Raw genomic sequence first — 18,565 nt, forward strand, 5'->3', positions numbered from 1 at the left:
CCCCTTTTCGCCCGAAAAGGGGGATGCTTTTCCCCGGTTTACTCAATGTTTATCCCCACAACAACATAATCAGCGTTAAACTATTCATACCAATTATTTAGGGAGAAGAGATGATGCGCGTACTGGTTGTTGAGGATAACGCATTGCTACGTCATCACCTGAAGGTTCAGCTTCAGGAGATGGGACATCAGGTGGACGATGCTGAAGATGCAAAAGAAGCCGATTATTATCTCAATGAACACCTGCCGGATATCGCCATTGTCGATTTAGGGTTGCCTGACGAAGACGGTCTGTCGTTAATTCGCCGCTGGCGCAGCCATGATGTCTCCCTGCCGGTTCTGGTGCTGACCGCCCGTGAAGGCTGGCAGGATAAGGTCGAAGTGCTCAGCGCGGGTGCGGATGACTACGTCACCAAGCCGTTTCATATTGAAGAGGTGGCGGCGCGCATGCAGGCGCTGCTTCGTCGCAACAGCGGGCTGGCGTCTCAGGTTATCTCCATCCCGCCTTTCCAGGTCGATCTCTCCCGCCGGGAATTATCCATCAATGATGAAGTGATCAAGCTCACCGCCTTCGAATACACCATTATGGAAACGCTGATCCGTAACAATGGCAAAGTGGTGAGCAAAGACTCCTTAATGCTCCAGCTCTATCCTGATGCTGAACTGCGCGAGAGCCATACTATTGACGTGCTGATGGGACGTTTACGTAAGAAAATTCAGGCGCAATATCCGCAGGATGTGATTACTACCGTCCGTGGCCAGGGCTACCTGTTCGAATTACGCTAAATGAGACGGATCTTGCGCCATATTTTGCCCCTCTCGCTGCGGGTGCGCTTTTTACTGGCAACGGCAGCCGTCGTGCTGGTGCTGTCGCTCTCCTACGGCATGGTCGCCCTGGTGGGCTACAGCGTCAGCTTTGATAAAACCACCTTTCGCCTGTTGCGTGGCGAAAGCAACCTGTTTTATACCCTGGCGAAGTGGGAAAACAATAAAATCACCGTCGAAATGCCGGAAAACCTCAATCAGCAGAGTCCCACGCTGGCCCTGATTTATAACGAAAAGGGGAAGCTACTGTGGGCGCAGCGGGACATCCCGTGGCTGGTCAAAAGCATTCGTCCGGACTGGCTCAAAACCAACGGTTTTCATGAAATTGAAGCCGATCTCAACACCACCAGCTCGCTGATCCGTGAAGATCGCTCCCTGCAGCAAAAGCTGAACGAGATCCGCGCCGACAACGCCGAAACGGAGATGACGCACTCCGTCGCGATTAACCTCTACCCGGCGACGCTGAACATGCCGCAGCTGACCATCGTGGTGATCGACACCATTCCGGTCGAGCTGAAGCGTTCTTATATGGTCTGGAGCTGGTTCATCTACGTTCTGGCGGCGAATCTGCTGCTGGTGATCCCGCTGCTGTGGGTTGCGGCGTGGTGGAGCTTGCGCCCCATCGAATCACTGGCGAAAGAAGTTCGTGAACTGGAAGAACATCATCGCGAAAAGCTTAACCCGGAAACCACCCGCGAGCTCACCAGCCTGGTGCGTAACCTCAACCGCCTGCTGAAAAGTGAACGCGAACGCTACGATAAATACCGTACCACCCTTACCGACCTGACCCACAGCCTGAAAACCCCGCTGGCCGTGATGCAAAGCACCCTGCGTTCAATGCGCAGTTCGAAACTGAGCGTCGATGATGCCGAGCCGGTGATGCTGGAACAGATCAGCCGTATTTCACAGCAAATTGGCTATTACCTGCATCGCGCCAGCATGCGTTCCGGCAGCGCGCTTCTGAGCCGCGAGCTGCATCCGGTAGCGCCGCTTCTGGATAACCTCACGTCCGCCCTCAACAAGGTGTATCAGCGTAAAGGGGTGAACATCAGCCTCGATATCTCGCCAGAGATAAGCTTTGTGGGTGAAAAAAATGACTTCATGGAAGTCATGGGTAACCTGCTGGATAACGCCTGCAAATACTGTCTGGAGTTCGTGGAAGTGTCTGCACGTCAGACGGAAACCGAGCTGCATATCATCGTTGAGGATGATGGTCCGGGGATCCCGCGCAATAAACGTGACGTGGTGTTCGATCGCGGTCAGCGCGCCGATACGCTACGTCCAGGCCAGGGCGTAGGATTAGCCGTCGCGCGCGAGATTGTCGATCAGTACGACGGAAAAATCGAAACCAGCGAAAGCCTGCTGGGCGGCGCCAGAATGGAGGTCATTTTTGGCCGCCAGCAGCCCACATCGAACGATAGTTAACCCGTTATGTGAAAAATGCGAGGATCTCGCAGCCGGGGGGCTGAGCTTCCGTTATAATCCGAGTCAGTAAGAGCCTGCGGAATAAAAAAATTATGGATTATCACTTAACACTTAACTGGCCCGAGTTTATTGAACGTTACTGGCAGAAACGCCCGGTGGTTCTGAAGCGCGGGTTCAGCAACTTTGTCGACCCCATCTCGCCTGACGAACTGGCCGGCCTGGCCATGGAAAACGAAGTCGACAGCCGTCTGGTCAGCCACCAGGACGGGAAATGGCAGGTTAGCCACGGTCCTTTCGAAAGCTACGATCACCTCGGTGAAAACAACTGGTCTCTGCTGGTGCAGGCGGTCAACCACTGGCACGAGCCAACGGCCGCCTTAATGCGTCCGTTCCGCGCCCTGCCCGACTGGCGCATGGACGATCTGATGATCTCCTTCTCCGTTCCTGGCGGTGGCGTCGGTCCGCATCTGGACCAGTACGACGTGTTTATTATTCAGGGTACGGGCCGCCGCCGCTGGCGCGTGGGCGAAAAAGTGCCAATGAAGCAGCACTGCCCGCATCCGGACCTGCTTCAGGTTGACCCGTTTGAAGGGATTATCGACGAAGAGCTGGAGCCGGGTGACATTCTCTACATTCCGCCGGGATTCCCTCACGAGGGCTACTCGCTGGAAAACTCACTCAACTACTCCGTAGGGTTCCGCGCGCCAAGCGGCCGCGAGATGATCAGCGGATTTGCCGACTACGTTCTGCAACGCGAGCTGGGCAGCTATCGTTACAGCGACCCTGATGTACCTGCGCGCGAGCATCCGGCCGATATCCTGCCCGCAGAGCTGGATAAGCTGCGCGGCATGATGCTGGATCTGATTAACGAGCCGGAGCACTTCAAACAGTGGTTTGGCGAGTTTATCAGCCAGTCTCGTCACGAGCTGGACGTTGCGCCGCCGGAGCCGCCGTATCAGGCTGACGAGATTTATGATGCGCTCCAGCAGGGCGATAAGCTGGTACGTCTGGGCGGATTACGCGCGCTGCGCATTGGTGAGGACGTGTTCGTCAACGGCGAGAAGCTGGACTCACCGCACCGTCCGGCGCTGGAAGCCATTGCCAGCCATCTGGTGCTGACTGCCGACACCTTTGGTGATGCGCTGGAAGACCCATCCTTCCTCGCGATGCTTGCCGCGCTGGTCAACAGCGGGTACTGGTTCTTTGAGGACTGAGTCGCTGTAATGCCCGGTGGCGCTTCGCCACCGGGCTTTTTCTTACCGCTTCGCGGTCAACTCCGCTATCCGCACAATCACCTTCACCGCCTTTTCCATCCCTTCGAGCGTCACAAACTCATGCTTGCCGTGGTAGTTATAGCCACCGGTAAACAGGTTCGGGCACGGCAGCCCCATAAACGACAGCTGAGAACCGTCGGTGCCGCCGCGAATCGGCTTCAGCTGCGGTTCAATATCGCAGTCGCGCATCGCCTGCTGGGCGATATCGAGAATATGCGGATGCGCCATCACCTTCTCGCGCATGTTGTAATAGCTGTCTTCGATGATGAGTTCAATGTAGCAATCAGGGTGTAATCCTTTACCCACCTTCTTGGCGATCTCCATCATCTTACGCTTGCGCGCCTCAAAGGCTTTGCGGTCGAAATCGCGGATGATGTAGTGCATCTGCGCGCTGTCCACGGTGCCTTTGATGCTGGTCAGGTGATAGAAACCTTCATACCCTTCGGTCTGTTCAGGGCTCTCTTCCGCCGGGACTTCCGCATGAATTCGTGACGCCAGCGACAGCGCGTTCACCATGACGCCTTTCGCCGAACCGGGGTGAACGTTATTGCCGACAATTTTGATCGTGACGGACGCGGCATTGAAGTTTTCATACTCCAGTTCACCGACGCCGCCGCCGTCAACGGTATAGGCCCACTGCGCGTTAAAGGCCTCCACGTCGAAGTGCTTCGCCCCCTTGCCGACCTCTTCGTCCGGCGTAAAGGCCACGCGGATATTCCCGTGCGGAATGTTTTTATCCTTCAGCACCGCCAGCGCGGTCATGATTTCGGCAATGCCCGCTTTATCATCCGCCCCCAGCAGCGTTTTGCCGTCGGTGGTGATCAGCGTCTGGCCCAGCAGCTGGTGCAGCACCGGGAACATGACGGGCGAGAGCACTTCGTCGCCAATGCCCAGCGCAATGTCGCCGCCGCGGTAGTTTTCCACAATCTGCGGGTTCACATGTTTACCGCTAAAATCCGGAGAGGTGTCGACATGAGAGATAAAGCCAATCGCCGGAATGTCACCCGGGACATTCGCCGGCAGCGTTCCCATCACAGTGCCTTTCTCGCTTAACGTGACGTTGACCAGCCCCATGGCGTCAAGCTGCTCTTTGAGCAGATTTAATAACTTCCACTGGCCTTCGGTGCTCGGCACCTGGCGAACACCCGGCTTAGATTGGGTATCCAGCGAAACGTACTGTAAAAAACGCTCAAGTAATTTATCCATGCAGTCACCCTCACTTTTTGTGACAACATTATCAATAAGCATCAAAACGCAAATATTGCGTCAGGTCACTTTTATCCCGCAAACGAGAATATTTTCCGTTTATATCGTTATGCGTTAGTAAATGTAGCTTATGAATCAGTGACAAGGATTGGCGATTGCAGGGGATTGCCGTAGAATGTCCGCCCTCATTACGAGTCACCAAGGTGGTTACACACAAACCCCGCTTCAGTCTGCTGCCTGAGGCGTCTATATGGGACAGCGCAAAAATTGAATACACAAACCCGTTCACCGCTGGTGAAACTGGAACGAATTCGTAAAAGTTTTGATGGCAAGGACGTCATTTCCGACCTCACTCTCACCATCAATGACGGTGAGTTTCTGACACTGCTTGGCCCCTCCGGCTGCGGCAAAACAACCGTACTGCGCCTTATCGCCGGGCTGGAAAGCGTCGATAACGGCCATATCCATCTTGAAAACCAGGACATCACCCGGGTTCCCGCCGAAGACCGCCACGTCAACACTGTCTTTCAGAGCTATGCCCTCTTCCCGCACATGACCGTGTTTGAAAACGTGGCGTTTGGCCTGCGGATGCAAAAAACCCCGGCGAGCGAGATCGAACCGCGCGTCACCGACGCCCTGCGCATGGTGCAGCTTGAGACGTTTGCCCAGCGTAAACCCCATCAGCTTTCCGGCGGCCAGCAGCAGCGCGTGGCCATCGCCCGCGCCGTGGTCAACAAGCCGCGTCTGCTCCTGCTGGATGAATCCCTCTCGGCGCTGGATTACAAGCTGCGCAAGCAGATGCAGAATGAGCTCAAAGCCCTGCAGCGCAAGCTCGGCATTACCTTTGTCTTCGTCACCCACGATCAGGAAGAGGCCCTGACCATGTCCGACCGCATCGTGGTGATGCGCGACGGCAAAATCGAGCAGGACGGCACGCCGCGTGAAATCTACGAAGAGCCGAAGAATCTGTTTGTCGCCAGCTTTATTGGCGAGATCAATATCTTCGACGCCACGGTGATTGAGCGTCTGGACGACCAGCGCGTGCGCGCCAGCGTCGAAGGACGCGAGTGCAATATCACGGTGAATTTCCCCGTCGAAAAGGGACAAAAGCTCAACGTTCTGCTGCGCCCGGAAGATCTGCGCGTCGATGAAATTCACGGCAATACCGAGGCCGAAGGGTTAATCGGCTATATCCGCGAGCGCAACTACAAAGGGATGACGCTGGAGTCTGTCGTCGAGTTGGAGAACGGCAAAATGGTGATGGTCAGCGAGTTCTTTAACGAGGACGACCCTGACTTCGACCACTCTCTCGACCAGAAAATGGTTATCAATTGGGTAGAAAGCTGGGAGGTTGTGCTGGCTGATGAAGAACACAAGTAAGTTCCAGAATGTGGTGATTGCCACGATCGTCGGTTGGCTTGTGTTGTTTGTCTTTCTCCCCAACCTGATGATTATCGCCACCAGCTTCCTGACCCGCGACGACGCTAGCTTCGTTTCGCTGGTCTTTACGCTGGACAACTACGCGCGCCTGCTCGATCCGCTCTATTTTGACGTGCTGCTGCACTCGCTCAATATGGCGCTGGTTGCCACGATTGCCTGCCTGGTACTGGGATACCCCTTCGCGTGGTTCCTCGCGGGCCTGCCGCAAAAGGTGCGCCCCCTGCTGCTGTTTTTACTGATTGTTCCCTTCTGGACGAACTCGCTCATCCGTATTTATGGTCTGAAGATTTTCCTCAGCACAAAGGGTTACCTGAATGAGTTTCTGCTGTGTCTGGGGGTGATTGATACGCCGATACGCATCATGTTTACCCCGAGCGCGGTGATTGTCGGCCTGGTCTATATCCTGCTGCCGTTTATGGTGATGCCGCTCTACTCCAGCATTGAGAAGCTGGATAAACCGCTGCTGGAAGCCGCAAAAGATCTGGGTGCCAGTAAGCTGCAGACCTTTATCCGTATCATTATTCCGCTGACGATGCCCGGTATTATTGCGGGCTGTCTGCTGGTGATGCTCCCGGCGATGGGCTTGTTCTACGTTTCTGACCTGATGGGCGGGGCGAAAAATCTGCTGATCGGTAACGTGATCAAGAGCCAGTTCCTGAACATTCGCGACTGGCCGTTCGGGTCCGCCACCAGCATCACGCTGACGGTGGTGATGGGTCTGATGCTGCTGGTCTACTGGCGCGCCTCACGGCTGCTGAACAAGAAGGTGGAACTCGAATGATCGGTCGACTGCTTCGCGGCGGTTTTATGACCGCCATTTACGCTTACCTGTATATCCCGATCATAATTTTGATCGTGAACTCGTTTAACAGCTCGCGCTTTGGGATTAACTGGCAGGGCTTTACCACCGACTGGTACAGCCTGCTGATGAACAATGACAGCCTGCTGCAAGCCGCTCAGCACTCGCTGACGATGGCGATCTTCTCCGCCACCTTCGCGACGCTGATTGGCTCCCTGACCGCCGTGGCGCTGTACCGCTATCGCTTTCGCGGTAAGCCGTTCGTCAGCGGCATGCTGTTTGTGGTGATGATGTCGCCGGACATCGTGATGGCGATTTCGCTGCTGGTGCTGTTTATGCTGCTGGGCGTTCAGCTTGGCTTCTGGTCGCTGCTGTTTTCCCATATCACCTTCTGCCTGCCGTTTGTGGTGGTGACCGTCTTCGCGCGTCTGAAAGGGTTCGACGTACGCATGCTGGAGGCGGCGAAAGATCTTGGCGCCAGCGAGATGACCATCCTGCGTAAAATCATCCTGCCGCTGGCGATGCCCGCCGTGGCGGCCGGATGGCTGCTTAGCTTCACCCTGTCGATGGATGACGTGGTCGTGTCCTCCTTCGTGACCGGGCCGAGCTATGAAATTCTGCCGTTGAAGATCTATTCGATGGTGAAAGTCGGCGTCTCACCGGAGGTGAACGCGCTGGCGACCATTCTGCTGGTGTTTTCGCTGGTTCTGGTGATCGCCAGCCAGGTTATTGCTCGTGATAAAACAAAATCTCAGGGGACAATGAAATGAAAAAAATGCTCGCCGCTGCGGCGCTGGTGCTTGGCATGGGTGCCGCGCACGCTGATGACAGCAAAACGCTCTACTTCTACAACTGGACCGAGTATGTGCCGCCGGGCCTGCTGGAACAGTTCACCAAAGAGACGGGCATCAAGGTGATCTACTCGACCTACGAGTCGAATGAAACCATGTATGCCAAGCTCAAAACCTACAAAGACGGCGCGTACGATCTGGTGGTTCCTTCCACCTACTTTGTCGACAAAATGCGCAAAGAGGGCATGATCCAGAAGATCGATAAAACAAAGCTAACTCATTTTTCAAACCTCGATCCGGAGATGCTCAACAAGCCGTTCGACCCGAATAACGACTACTCCATTCCGTATATCTGGGGGGCAACTGCGATTGGCGTTAACAGCGAGGCCGTCGATCCGAAAACGGTGACGAGCTGGGCCGACCTGTGGAAACCGGAGTACAAAGGCAGCCTGTTGTTAACCGACGACGCGCGTGAAGTATTCCAGGTGGCGCTGCGCAAGCTGGGCTACTCGGGCAACACGACGGATCCAAAAGAGATTGAAGCGGCGTATACCGAGCTGAAAAAGCTGATGCCTAATGTGGCGGCGTTCAACTCTGATAACCCGGCTAACCCGTATATGGAAGGCGAAGTGAATCTGGGGATGGTGTGGAACGGCTCCGCGTATGTGGCCCGCCAGGCCGGTACGCCGCTTGAGGTGGTCTGGCCGAAAGAGGGCGGGATCTTCTGGATGGATAGTCTGTCGATTCCGGCCAACGCGAAAAACGTTGAAGGGGCGCTGAAGCTGATTAACTTCCTGCTGCGCCCGGACGTAGCGAAACAGGTTGCCGAGACGATTGGCTACCCGACGCCAAACCTCGCGGCACGCAAGCTGCTGAAGCCGGAAGTGGCTAACGATAAATCGCTCTACCCGGATGCTGAAACCATCAGCAAAGGTGAATGGCAGAACGATGTCGGTGACGCCAGCCGCCTCTACGAAGAGTATTATCAGAAATTAAAAGCGGGCCGATAAACGGTATCGCGTTCTTCCTCGCGCCGTCTGTACGACGTGAGGAAGGATTAACTGACCGCATTCTCTCCTGCCCAGATCGTCGCCTTTCTCATCGCCTCCACCACGTCCTCATCCGACAGACCCAGCGCCTGACGAACCCGGGTCGCCTCGTCCCACTGTTGCTGTTCATAGTAACGGCAAAGGCTCACCATATCGGCTAGCCGTCCCTCCTGGTCGCACAGCGCATTGCTCACGCTCTGCGGCACCGCAATTTGCTTCATTAACTCTGCCATCGGCAGCTCAAGGAGGGTATCGAGCAAAGAAAACAGGCCGCACATGAACGCATTTTCAGCCAGCGCCGGTTCTTTCATCGTCTCAGCTATCAGTTCACAGAACTTACCGCGCATCATACTCAACGGGTAAAGCTCGCTGACGGTATCATTGCCCGCACTGGCGAGGACCACGACGGCAACAAACCGTCTAAGCTGGTTTTCCCCGAGGTATCTGAGCACCTCACTCAGGGTTAACTTGCTGAAATTACAGGCACCCACATGCTTAAACGCCGTATGCTTCATGTAGCGCATGATTTTATAAGAGAGCGTGAGATCGGTTTTTATCAACGACTCGACGATCCGAAAATCAGGCTTATTGCGTCCGACCTCCATTTGCAGCCTAAAAATCGCCAGCTGATTTTGCGACAGCCGTTTATATTTAATGACCTCCGGACGGCAGAAAAAATAACCCTGAAACAGCGAGAATCCCTCCTCCTTGTATTGGTTGAATTCCTCTTTAGTCTCAATTTTTTCAGCAAGATATTTAATATGTCCGGTCAGGTGTTTACGCGCTTTCAGATACGCTTTAATTTGCGCTAAGGTGTAATTTCTGACGTCGAATTTCAGGATTGAAATATAGGGTAAAAATGCATCCCATTCTGGTGCAAGGGTAAAATCATCAAGCGCAAACTGATAGCCATGCGCATTCATCTCCCTGACGGCCTGCAGCAGCTCGGCCCCTGGCACAGCATCTTCAAGGATCTCAATGACCACGCTCTCTTTATCCAGCGCTTCACCACTGCGGTCAATGACCATTCGCGACGGGAAATTAATAAACGACGTATGCGCCCCGGCGATGCGCTGGGACGGCACGCATAAAAACTGATCGGATATCATTCTGGACGTGGCATATTCCGCCGACACATCCGGAAAACGATTTGTCATCCCGTCTCTGAAGAGCAGCTCATAGGCCACCGTATTCATTTCAGGGTTAAAAATGGGTTGTCGCGCAATAAATCCGTACATATCCCATCCTCCTCTACCACTTTATATTTATTAGCATCCTCTTTCTACACGACGATAACGAGCATTATCGAGCACTATTTTGATTGAATGCACAAAATAAAAGCATCCACACTAATTAACGGGATTTACTATTCTGGAATTTAAATTAAATATCCCCGGCCCTCTACAGAAAGAAGGAAATATATCCGATAAGGAATATGTGCCTGCCCGACACGCACAACATTACGGGAGATGAGAATGAAAGACGCCATGGTCCGAAGATCTAAAATAAGAGTCAAGACGTTGATGCTATTGTCCATTTTCCTCACCGTGACGGTGGGCTTTACGGCAACGATCGGGTTTATGATGTGGCAGTGGATGGCGCAGCAGGAGGTGCTGGCCAAAAAACATATCCGCCAGATTGCCGAGGTGCAAGCTTTACAGGTCAGTAAACAGCTGGATTCTGCCCTGACTGCCGCCCGGGACATGGGCAACAGCGCGCTGGCGCTGCGCGAGGCGGGGGTATTCGATCGCCAGAGCCTGAACCAACTGCTCATCCACTATCTGTCGGCTCATCCCCAGTTTCTCTCTATGTCGATGGCCTTTGAGCCCAACGCGTTTGACGATAAAGATGCCGCCTTTGCCGGTCAGAGCGGTGAAGATCCTGCCGGACGCTACGCCCGCTACGTCGACCGCGACGCTACCGGCAAACCGGCCTTACACCTGCTGACGGACATCGAAACGCCCGGCAGCGGTGATTATTATCTGCTGCCGAAACAGCGGCATAAAGATGTGATCATCGAACCCTATATTTACCCCTACAACGGCGTGGACGTGATGCTCACCTCGATTGCCGCCCCCATCATGCGTGACGGTCAGTTTCTGGGCTCGGTCACCTCTGACTTCTCGCTCGCCACGCTGCAATCGACGATCGGCGCGATTAAACCGTGGAACGGCACAGGCTACGCCCTGCTCCTCTCCGCGGGTAATAACGTGGTGTCCAGCCCGGACAAGCGCGCAGCAGGCAAGCCTTACGCCGGTCAGATTGCCGGTCATGACGTCACCCGGATAAACGATCCGCTGCTGAAGGAAGATGTGTTTATCACCTGGCAGGACATCGCCGTCGGTAATAGCCAGACGCCGTGGAAACTCGCCATTATCACCCCGGTCAGCGAAGTGATGGCCGAAGCGCGCGCATTTTTGCTGAAAGCCATCATCCTGATGGTGTTAAGCATCGTGGCGGTTAGCCTGGTGATGGCGCAGATCTTTACCCGCAAAGTTGACCGTCCGGTGGGGGGTGAACCTTCGGAAGCCGCCGGGATCGCCCTGGCCGTCGCCCGGGGGGAGCTGAACAACACCATCCCGGTGCGTTCCGGAGATACCCACAGCATTTTTTATGCCCTGCACACCATGCAGATGCAGCTCAAGCGCATCGTCGATAATATCAGCGAAGCCAGCCATTCCGTGCACGGCGGGACCAGCGAAATTTCGGCGGGCAACCTTGATCTCGCCTCGCGAACCGAAGAACAGGCGGCGGCGATTGTTGAAACGGCAGCCAGCATGGAAGAGATTTCGGTCACGGTGAAGAATAACGCCGACAACGCCCACAAGGCGACGACGCTGACCGATCGCGCCGCGAGCCTCGCCGGGCATGGCGAAACGCTGGTGAACGACGTAGTCGTGGTGATTGGGGAGATTGACGAGAGCGCGCGTAAGATCGGTGAGATTAACAGCATCGTCGATGGCATCGCCTTCCAGACCAATATCCTGGCGCTAAATGCGGCCGTTGAAGCGGCGCGTGCCGGCGAACAGGGGCGCGGTTTCGCGGTAGTCGCAGGTGAAGTGCGCAATCTTGCCCAGCGAAGCGCTAACGCGGCCAAAGAAATTTCCCAGCTGATTGCCGAGTCCTCAGGCCGCGTCAGCAAAGGCGTTGAGCTGGTCAATGAGACCGGCGTAATGATGAAACAGGTGATTGAGGCGGTGTCGCACGTGCATCTGGTCATCAACGACATTGTTCAGGCGCTGGACGAGCAGAACCGCGGGATTAGCCAGGTCAGCACTGCCGTTAACCAGATGGACAGCACCACCCAGCAGAACGCCTCTCTGGTTCAGCAGATCTCAGCGGCGGCGCTCTCGCTGGACGAGCAGGCTAAATCGCTGGAGAAGACGCTGGCGTTCTTTCATTCTTAAATAAAAAGGCACCCGTCCAGCGGGTGCCTTTTCACGCGATTCGCGTTACAGACCTTTCAGCAGCTTGTCGACAAATTCCGGAACAACCGTGCTGGCCAGACCGTAGTGTTTCTCTTCAAACTCGCTGCCCACCTGGCTTGGCTCAAGGTTGAGTTCAACCGTATGCGCACCGTGCAGTCGCGCTTCGTGGACAAACCCCGCCGCCGGATAAACGTGGCCGGATGTGCCGATGGCGATAAACACGTCGGCCATCGCCAGTGCGCTGTAGATCTCATCCATTCCCAGCGGCATTTCGCCGAACCAGACCACGTGCGGTCGCAGGCGCGACGGGAACTGGCAGCAGTGGCACTTATCCTCCGGCAGCACGTCTTCTTTCCAGTCAAGCACCTGACCGCTCCAGGCGCAGCGAACCTTGAGCAGCTCACCGTGCATATGGATGATGTTCTTGTTGCCGGCCCGCTCGTGCAGGTTGTCGATATTCTGCGTTACCAGCAGAAAACGATCGCCCAGCGCCTCTTCCAGCTTCGCCAGCGCCAGATGCGCCGCATTAGGCGCAACGTCAGGCTGCTGAAGCTGACGACGGCGGGCGTTGTAAAACGCCTGCACGAGATCCGGGTCGCGGGCAAAACCTTCCGGCGTGGCGACATCCTCCACGCGGTGCTCTTCCCACAGCCCGTCCGCCGCGCGGAAGGTTCGAATTCCTGACTCGGCGGAGATCCCCGCCCCGGTCAGCACCACCACTCTGGGTTTATCCATCGCTTCTGGCATTATTCTGTCTCTGAAAAAGATCCGCTGGCGCAAGCGCTCACGTAAGCGGCGTTTGTTTTTGCGAAAACGGCTGAGTCGACCCTGGCGACGCGACAGCATAGAAACCTCGTAAACTAATCGGTGAGATGAAGGAATGCGGCTCCGCGCATCCCTCCTGCGTCCCCGTGTCGCGCGCGTTCAATACGCGGCACGCGGGCAACCGGCAATAAGTGTCGGGGCAAACGCCCGGACAACCGTTCCGTAATCGCGGTAAAGTTTGAGAGCCCTCCCCCGATCACCAGCAGATCCGGGTCGACGATGGTGAGAATATTTCCCAGACACACCGCCAGCAGATCCAGATAGCGCTCGACGTGCTCACGCGCCTGCGCATCCCCTTGCTCCCACAGGGTAATGATTTGAGGGGCCTCAAGTTTCTGATGATAGAAGTGTTCGTAAAGCCATGCAAACCCGCGGCCGGAAAGGTAGTTCTCAATACAGCCGTGCTGGCCACAGCCGCAGCGGGTCAGCGGGAAATCACGCCCCACCTCGAGAGCATCCACCGGCAGGCGGATATGGCCAAACTCGCCGGTGATGTAGCTGCGGCCGGTGATGGGCTTACCGTTGACGACGATTCCCCCGCCGACGCCGGTACCGAGGATCAGTCCCATCACCAGCGGATAGCGACGGAATTCATCATCCCAGGCTTCAGAGAGCGCAAAGCAGTTGGCATCATTGTCTAAACGCACGTCGCGTTCAAGGAGGGCAGAGAGATCGGCGCGCAGCGGTTTACCGCTGGCGGCAGGCACGTTGGCCGCGTAAAGCGTACCGTCGTCGGTTTCGGGCATGCCCGGAATACCGATGCCGACGCTGCCTTTCACGCCGAAACGTTCATCCGCCTGCGCCACCAGCGCGGCAATGGCGGTTAAAAATTCGTCGTAGCTGTCGCGCGGCGTGGGAACGCGGGTTTCCCACTGCAGTTTGAGGTCTTTATCAAACGCGCCGAGCGCAATCTTGGTGCCGCCAATATCAAATCCATAATACATAACGCATTCCTCTTTCGATCTGGCGACCCGAAAGCCGCTAGATCATGACGTAATTACTGGCCACTTAATACCCTCGCCGGATCAATTCGGCTTGCGCGACGCGCCGGATACCAGCTTGCCAGCAGACTCAGTAAAAGTGCTGTAAGCAGCACATAAAAAACATCCAGCCAGTGCAGCTCAGACGGCAGGAAGTCAATAAAATAGATATCACCCGACAGGAACTGGTGACCAATAAGCTTTTCAATGCCGTTGATAATCGGCGTCAGCTGCAGGGAAACCACCACGCCAATCACCACGCCGCACAGGCTGCCGAACAGACCCGCCAGCAAACCGTACCAGACGAAGATGGCGCGAATAAGACCGTCTTTTGCTCCGAGGGTACGCAGCACGGCGATGTCGCCGCTCTTGTCCTTGACCGCCATGACCAGCGTCGAGACGATATTAAAGCACGCCACACCAATCACCAGCACCATCGCCAGATACATAATGGCGCGGATCATCTGGATATCACGGTACATATACCCGTAAGTGCCAATCCAGCTTTTGATGTAGACATAGTTATTGGTCACGCTGCCCGCATCGCGTACCAGCTTGTTGGCGTTAAAGACGTCGTTCACCTTAATGGCAATACCCGTCACGCTGTCGCCCATGTCGAGATACTGGCGCGCATCTTCCATCGGCACCATGGCGAAGCTGTGATCGAGCTGACCGCTCAATTGAAGAATACCGGTGACGTGCAGGCGCACGCGCTTAGGCTGCTGCAGTTTGTGATCGGCGCTGGCGTTGGGGATCATGATTGACACCCAGTCGCCCTGCTTCACCTTCAGGGCATCGGCCACGCCTTTACCCATGATGATCTGCTGCTCGCCCGCCTTGAAGTTGGCCCACGCGCCGTTCTGCACATAGTTTGGCAGCGCGCTGAGGCGCGCTTCCTGGACGGGGTTGACCCCTTTAACCTGAATGGCGCGCAGGTTTACCCCACTCTCCACCAGCCCGGTAAAGTTAATATAGGGCGCGGCCGCGGCGATGCCCGGCACTTTTTCAACTTTGGCGAGCGCATCGCTCCAGTTCGTCCATGGCTGGTTAACCGGCTCGATCTCACCGTGCGGCACCACCGCCAGAATGCGGTTATTCAGCTCGCGCTCAAAACCGTTCATCGCGCTTAAGCCGACAATCAGCACCGCCACGCCCAGCGCAATACCGATGGTCGAGATGACGGAGATCAGCGACACCATGCCGCCGCGACGGCGGCCGCGGCTAAAACGTAAACCGATGAGTAACGATAACGGTGACGCCATTACTCTGCTCCCATCAGGGTCAGTTCCGCGTTCAGATGGCCGTCGCGCATCTCAAGCTGACGCCCCATGCGTTTTGCCAGCTGCAGATCGTGGGTCACCACCAGAAACGCGGTGCCCTGTGAGGCGTTCAGCTCGCCCAGAAGCTGGAAAATACTGTCCGCATTGCGGGCATCCAGGTTACCGGTAGGCTCATCCGCCAGCACCAGACGCGGGTTGTTGACCAGCGCACGGGCAATCGCCACGCGCTGGCGCTCGCCGCCGGAAAGCTCAGAGGGACGATGGTTGCCGCGATGACCCAGCCCTACCGCTTTCAGCATGTCGCTGGCGCGGGCGTTAATTTCTGCGGGTTTCTTTTTGCCAATCAGCAGCGGCATCGCCACGTTTTCCAGCGCCGTGAAATCCGGCAGCAGGTGGTGGAACTGGTAGATAAAGCCCAGCTCGCGGTTGCGTAACTCGGCCTTCGCCGCTGAGGACATTTTGCTCATCGGCTGGCCGGAGAAAATCACGTCGCCTTCGGTTGGCGTATCCAGCCCGCCCAGCAGATGCAGCAGCGTACTTTTGCCCGAGCCGGAGCTGCCGACAATCGCCATCATCTCGCCTTCACCCACGCTAAAGCTCACATTGTGCAGCACGTCGGTTTGCACAGTGCCTTCCTGATAGCGTTTGGACAGGTTGTCGCATTGCAACAGGATCTTATTCATAACGTAAAGCCTCAGCGGGTTGAGTGGCGGCGGCGCGCCAGGAAGGATAAAGCGTAGAAAGCAGCGCAATGGCCATCGCGGCCAGCGCAATACCGACCACCTGCAGCGGCTCGATAGCCACCGGCAGCGCCGCGCCGTCAAGCAGCGCGCCGATGATCGGCATTAAGTTATTGAGCTGGCTGGCAAGCAATGCCCCCAGCACGGCGCCGAGCAGCGCACCGATGATACCGGCGCTGGCCCCCTGCACCATAAACACCGCCATGATCTGGCGCGGCGTGAGCCCCTGGGTTTGCAGGATGGCGACTTCGCCCTGCTTCTCCATCACCATCAGGCCCAGCGAGGTAATGATGTTAAATGCGGCCACGGCCACGATCAGGCTCAGCAGCAGCCCCATCATGTTTTTTTCCATCCGCACGGCCTGGAACAATTCGCCTTTGCGCTCGCGCCAGTCCTGCCATTTGGTGCCGTCCGGCAGTTTTTGCTGGCTGAGAGTATCGACCTTCAGCGGTGCGTCGAGCCACAGGCGCCAGCCGGTGATATTCCCCGCCGGGTAGCGCATCAGGCGTGAAGCATCCTGAATGTTCACCAGCATCTGGTAGCCATCGACTTCGCTGTTAGCGGCAAAGGTACCAATCACGTTGAACAGGCGCTGACTTGGCAGGCGCCCCATCGGCGTAAACTGGCTGGCAGAAGGTACCATCACCCGCAGCTGGTCACCACGGTTGACGCCAAGCTGGCCGGCAAGCTGTTCACCCAGAATCAAGTTGTATTTTCCGGCTTCCAGATCGGTCTGCTTCACGTTAACCAGATACGGCGTCAGCGGATCGTTTTGCGCCGGGTCGATACCCAGCATCACGCCGACCGCTACGCTGCGGGCGCTTTGCAGCACCACGTCACCGGTGGTCAACGGCGCAACGCGCGTGACTCCCTGTAACTTCGCCGCGCTTTCCGGCAGCTGCTGTGGGTTAACCGAACCGTTAGTCGATGAGAGAACGGCCTGCGGCATCAGCCCCAGGATGTTGTTTTGCAGCTCGCGCTCAAAGCCATTCATGACGGAAAGCACCGTCACCAGTGCCATCACGCCAAGCGTAATGCCAATAGTCGAAAGCCAGGAGACAAAGCGACCGAAGCGGTCCGCGGCGCGCCCACGCATGTAGCGTAAGCCTATGAAGAGTGCGACAGGTTGATACATGAAATCCGTCTGTTTGCTGATAGCAGGCCCACGAGTATATAAGCGAATCCGTTAAGCGTAAATGACTGAAACAGTAAGCTTTGGTAATCATTTTTCCGAAAAATTCAGATAAATCAGGGTGCTATTGTCTGAATACTCACCTCGCAACCTCCACCTTTTCCGAAAAACCTCCTGATACAGACTGTTACCCATTACATCCTGGTGTCGTTTTACAACAATTGCTCGTTCGTTTATGGCAATAAGGTAGTGGCGAACAATGAAGCAAAAAGCATTATGGATTAACCAGATAAAAGGGCTGTGTATCTGCCTGGTGGTTATCTATCATTCGGTTATCACGTTTTATCCCCATCTGATCGGGCTGCAACACCCGTTCTCCGGCCTTCTCGCCAAATGCTGGGTCTATTTTAACCTCTATCTCGCACCGTTTCGTATGCCGGTCTTCTTCTTTATCTCCGGCTACCTGATCCGTCGTTATATTGACGAGGTGGACTGGCGAACCAGTCTCGACAAACGGATCTGGAGCATTATCTGGGTGCTGGCGCTGTGGGGCGTCCTGCAATGGCAGGCGTTGACCCACCTGAACGCCTGGCTGGCGCCCGAGCGTGAGCTTGCCACCTCGTCGAACGCGGCCTACGCAGACTCGCTCTCAGGATTTGTGCAAGGCATGCTCACCGCCAGCACCAGCCTGTGGTATCTGTATGCTCTGGTAGTCTACTTCACGCTGTGTAAACTGCTGAGCCGCTGGAAGCTGCCGGTACTGGGGCTGCTGGCGCTGGCAAGCATCGCGATCAACTTCCTGCCGCTGCCGTGGTGGGGAATGAACAGCGTGGTACGCAACATGATCTACTACAGCCTCGGGGCGTGGTATGGCGCAGCGCTGATGGCGTGGATGAAAAGCGTCAACCTGCGCCGCATCTGGCTGGCAACCGGCGCTTTCGCCTCCGTCTCCGTGGTGCTGTGGTTTGCTAACGTTCCGCTGCTGCTCTCGTTGCTGTCGATTGTGCTGATCATGAAGCTGTTCTACAGCTTTGAGCAGCGCTATGCAGTTCACCCTGACAACCTGCTGAACGTGATTGGCTCCAATACCATTGCGATTTATACCACTCACCGCATCTTAATTGAGGCCTTCAGCCTGTTCCTGATTGGCGAGATGAATGCCGCTTACTGGCCGGTCTGGGCCGAGCTATCCCTAATTCTTGTCTATCCGTTTGCCAGCCTGCTGATCTGTACCCTGGCCGGACTCGGGGTGCGTAAGATCTCCACCGCGCTGTTTGGCGACGTTTTCTTCTCTCCTCCCTCTACGCTGACCCTGTCACCTTCAACGCGTTAATGCCCTCTCCGCCCCCGTTTCGGGGGCGTTTAGCCCTGC

Annotated in this window: 16 protein-coding genes; 9 read left to right on the forward strand and 7 right to left on the reverse strand. The window is 56.0% G+C overall.

Going from position 1 to position 18,565, the window contains the following annotated elements:
- The first annotated feature begins 113 nt into the window (after positions 1-113).
- From phoP to ACDO57_RS08970, 3 genes are all read left to right on the forward strand, one after another.
- A complete protein-coding gene (gene phoP / locus ACDO57_RS08960) occupies positions 114-785 on the forward strand; it encodes a two-component system response regulator PhoP (protein ID WP_024908594.1) in 672 nt (223 codons plus the stop codon).
- Complete coding sequence (phoQ, locus tag ACDO57_RS08965; RefSeq protein WP_024908595.1) at positions 786-2,249, forward strand: two-component system sensor histidine kinase PhoQ; 1,464 nt, start codon at positions 786-788, stop codon at positions 2,247-2,249.
- A gap of 92 nt (positions 2,250-2,341) precedes the next feature.
- Complete coding sequence (locus tag ACDO57_RS08970; protein ID WP_267214654.1) at positions 2,342-3,463, forward strand: cupin domain-containing protein; 1,122 nt, start codon at positions 2,342-2,344, stop codon at positions 3,461-3,463.
- Positions 3,464-3,505: 42 nt separating this feature from the next.
- On the opposite strand, the gene pepT is transcribed toward ACDO57_RS08970, so the two are convergent.
- On the reverse strand, positions 3,506-4,729 hold the full coding sequence (gene pepT / locus ACDO57_RS08975; RefSeq protein ID WP_370883861.1) for a peptidase T: 1,224 nt from the start codon (positions 4,727-4,729) through the stop codon (positions 3,506-3,508).
- A 237-nt stretch (positions 4,730-4,966) separates the two neighbouring features.
- Here pepT and potA point away from each other — a divergent pair, with 237 nt between their 5' ends.
- Genes potA through potD form a run of 4 tightly spaced genes read left to right on the forward strand, consistent with a single transcriptional unit; the run spans position 4,967 to position 8,769 of the window.
- Positions 4,967-6,109: a spermidine/putrescine ABC transporter ATP-binding protein PotA gene (potA, locus tag ACDO57_RS08980; RefSeq protein WP_175557795.1), complete on the forward strand. Its 1,143-nt coding sequence runs from the start codon at positions 4,967-4,969 to the stop codon at positions 6,107-6,109.
- Complete coding sequence (potB, locus tag ACDO57_RS08985) at positions 6,093-6,950, forward strand: spermidine/putrescine ABC transporter permease PotB (protein WP_370883862.1); 858 nt, start codon at positions 6,093-6,095, stop codon at positions 6,948-6,950. The genes potA and potB overlap by 17 nt, the downstream gene beginning before the upstream one ends.
- The gene (potC, locus tag ACDO57_RS08990) at positions 6,947-7,738 is read left to right on the forward strand and encodes a spermidine/putrescine ABC transporter permease PotC (RefSeq protein ID WP_008500765.1); all 792 of its coding nucleotides are present in this window, start codon (positions 6,947-6,949) and stop codon (positions 7,736-7,738) included. Before potB ends, potC begins: the two co-directional genes overlap by 4 nt.
- A complete protein-coding gene (potD, locus tag ACDO57_RS08995) occupies positions 7,735-8,769 on the forward strand; it encodes a spermidine/putrescine ABC transporter substrate-binding protein PotD (protein ID WP_024908601.1) in 1,035 nt (344 codons plus the stop codon). Before potC ends, potD begins: the two co-directional genes overlap by 4 nt.
- A 47-nt stretch (positions 8,770-8,816) precedes the next feature.
- Here potD and ACDO57_RS09000 read toward each other — a convergent pair whose 3' ends face one another.
- On the reverse strand, positions 8,817-10,046 hold the full coding sequence (locus ACDO57_RS09000) for an EAL and HDOD domain-containing protein (RefSeq protein WP_148769615.1): 1,230 nt from the start codon (positions 10,044-10,046) through the stop codon (positions 8,817-8,819).
- A 237-nt stretch (positions 10,047-10,283) separates the two neighbouring features.
- Between ACDO57_RS09000 and ACDO57_RS09005 the strand changes: the two genes are divergently transcribed.
- Positions 10,284-12,215 (forward strand): methyl-accepting chemotaxis protein, encoded by a 1,932-nt coding sequence (locus ACDO57_RS09005; RefSeq protein ID WP_157188944.1) that lies wholly within the window; start codon positions 10,284-10,286, stop codon positions 12,213-12,215.
- 45 nt (positions 12,216-12,260) lie between these two features.
- On the opposite strand, the gene cobB is transcribed toward ACDO57_RS09005, so the two are convergent.
- From cobB to lolC, 5 genes are read right to left on the reverse strand one after another with little or no spacing between them, the layout of a single operon-like run.
- Complete coding sequence (gene cobB / locus ACDO57_RS09010) at positions 12,261-13,082, reverse strand: Sir2 family NAD+-dependent deacetylase (RefSeq protein ID WP_032650873.1); 822 nt, start codon at positions 13,080-13,082, stop codon at positions 12,261-12,263.
- Between the two features lie 14 nt (positions 13,083-13,096).
- The gene (nagK, locus tag ACDO57_RS09015; RefSeq protein WP_370883863.1) at positions 13,097-14,005 is read right to left on the reverse strand and encodes an N-acetylglucosamine kinase; all 909 of its coding nucleotides are present in this window, start codon (positions 14,003-14,005) and stop codon (positions 13,097-13,099) included.
- Between the two features lie 53 nt (positions 14,006-14,058).
- A complete protein-coding gene (gene lolE / locus ACDO57_RS09020) occupies positions 14,059-15,303 on the reverse strand; it encodes a lipoprotein-releasing ABC transporter permease subunit LolE (RefSeq protein ID WP_032650869.1) in 1,245 nt (414 codons plus the stop codon).
- Positions 15,303-16,004 (reverse strand): lipoprotein-releasing ABC transporter ATP-binding protein LolD, encoded by a 702-nt coding sequence (gene lolD, locus ACDO57_RS09025; RefSeq protein ID WP_010429765.1) that lies wholly within the window; start codon positions 16,002-16,004, stop codon positions 15,303-15,305. Before lolD ends, lolE begins: the two co-directional genes overlap by 1 nt.
- A complete protein-coding gene (gene lolC, locus ACDO57_RS09030; protein ID WP_370883864.1) occupies positions 15,997-17,196 on the reverse strand; it encodes a lipoprotein-releasing ABC transporter permease subunit LolC in 1,200 nt (399 codons plus the stop codon). Before lolC ends, lolD begins: the two co-directional genes overlap by 8 nt.
- 256 nt (positions 17,197-17,452) lie before the next feature.
- Here lolC and ACDO57_RS09035 point away from each other — a divergent pair, with 256 nt between their 5' ends.
- Positions 17,453-18,526 (forward strand): acyltransferase family protein, encoded by a 1,074-nt coding sequence (locus tag ACDO57_RS09035; protein WP_370883865.1) that lies wholly within the window; start codon positions 17,453-17,455, stop codon positions 18,524-18,526.
- The last annotated feature ends 39 nt before the right edge of the window (positions 18,527-18,565 follow it).

It is taken from the genome of Enterobacter cloacae complex sp. 2015409, assembly GCF_041365315.1.
GTDB classification, from domain to species: domain Bacteria; phylum Pseudomonadota; class Gammaproteobacteria; order Enterobacterales; family Enterobacteriaceae; genus Enterobacter; species Enterobacter pseudoroggenkampii.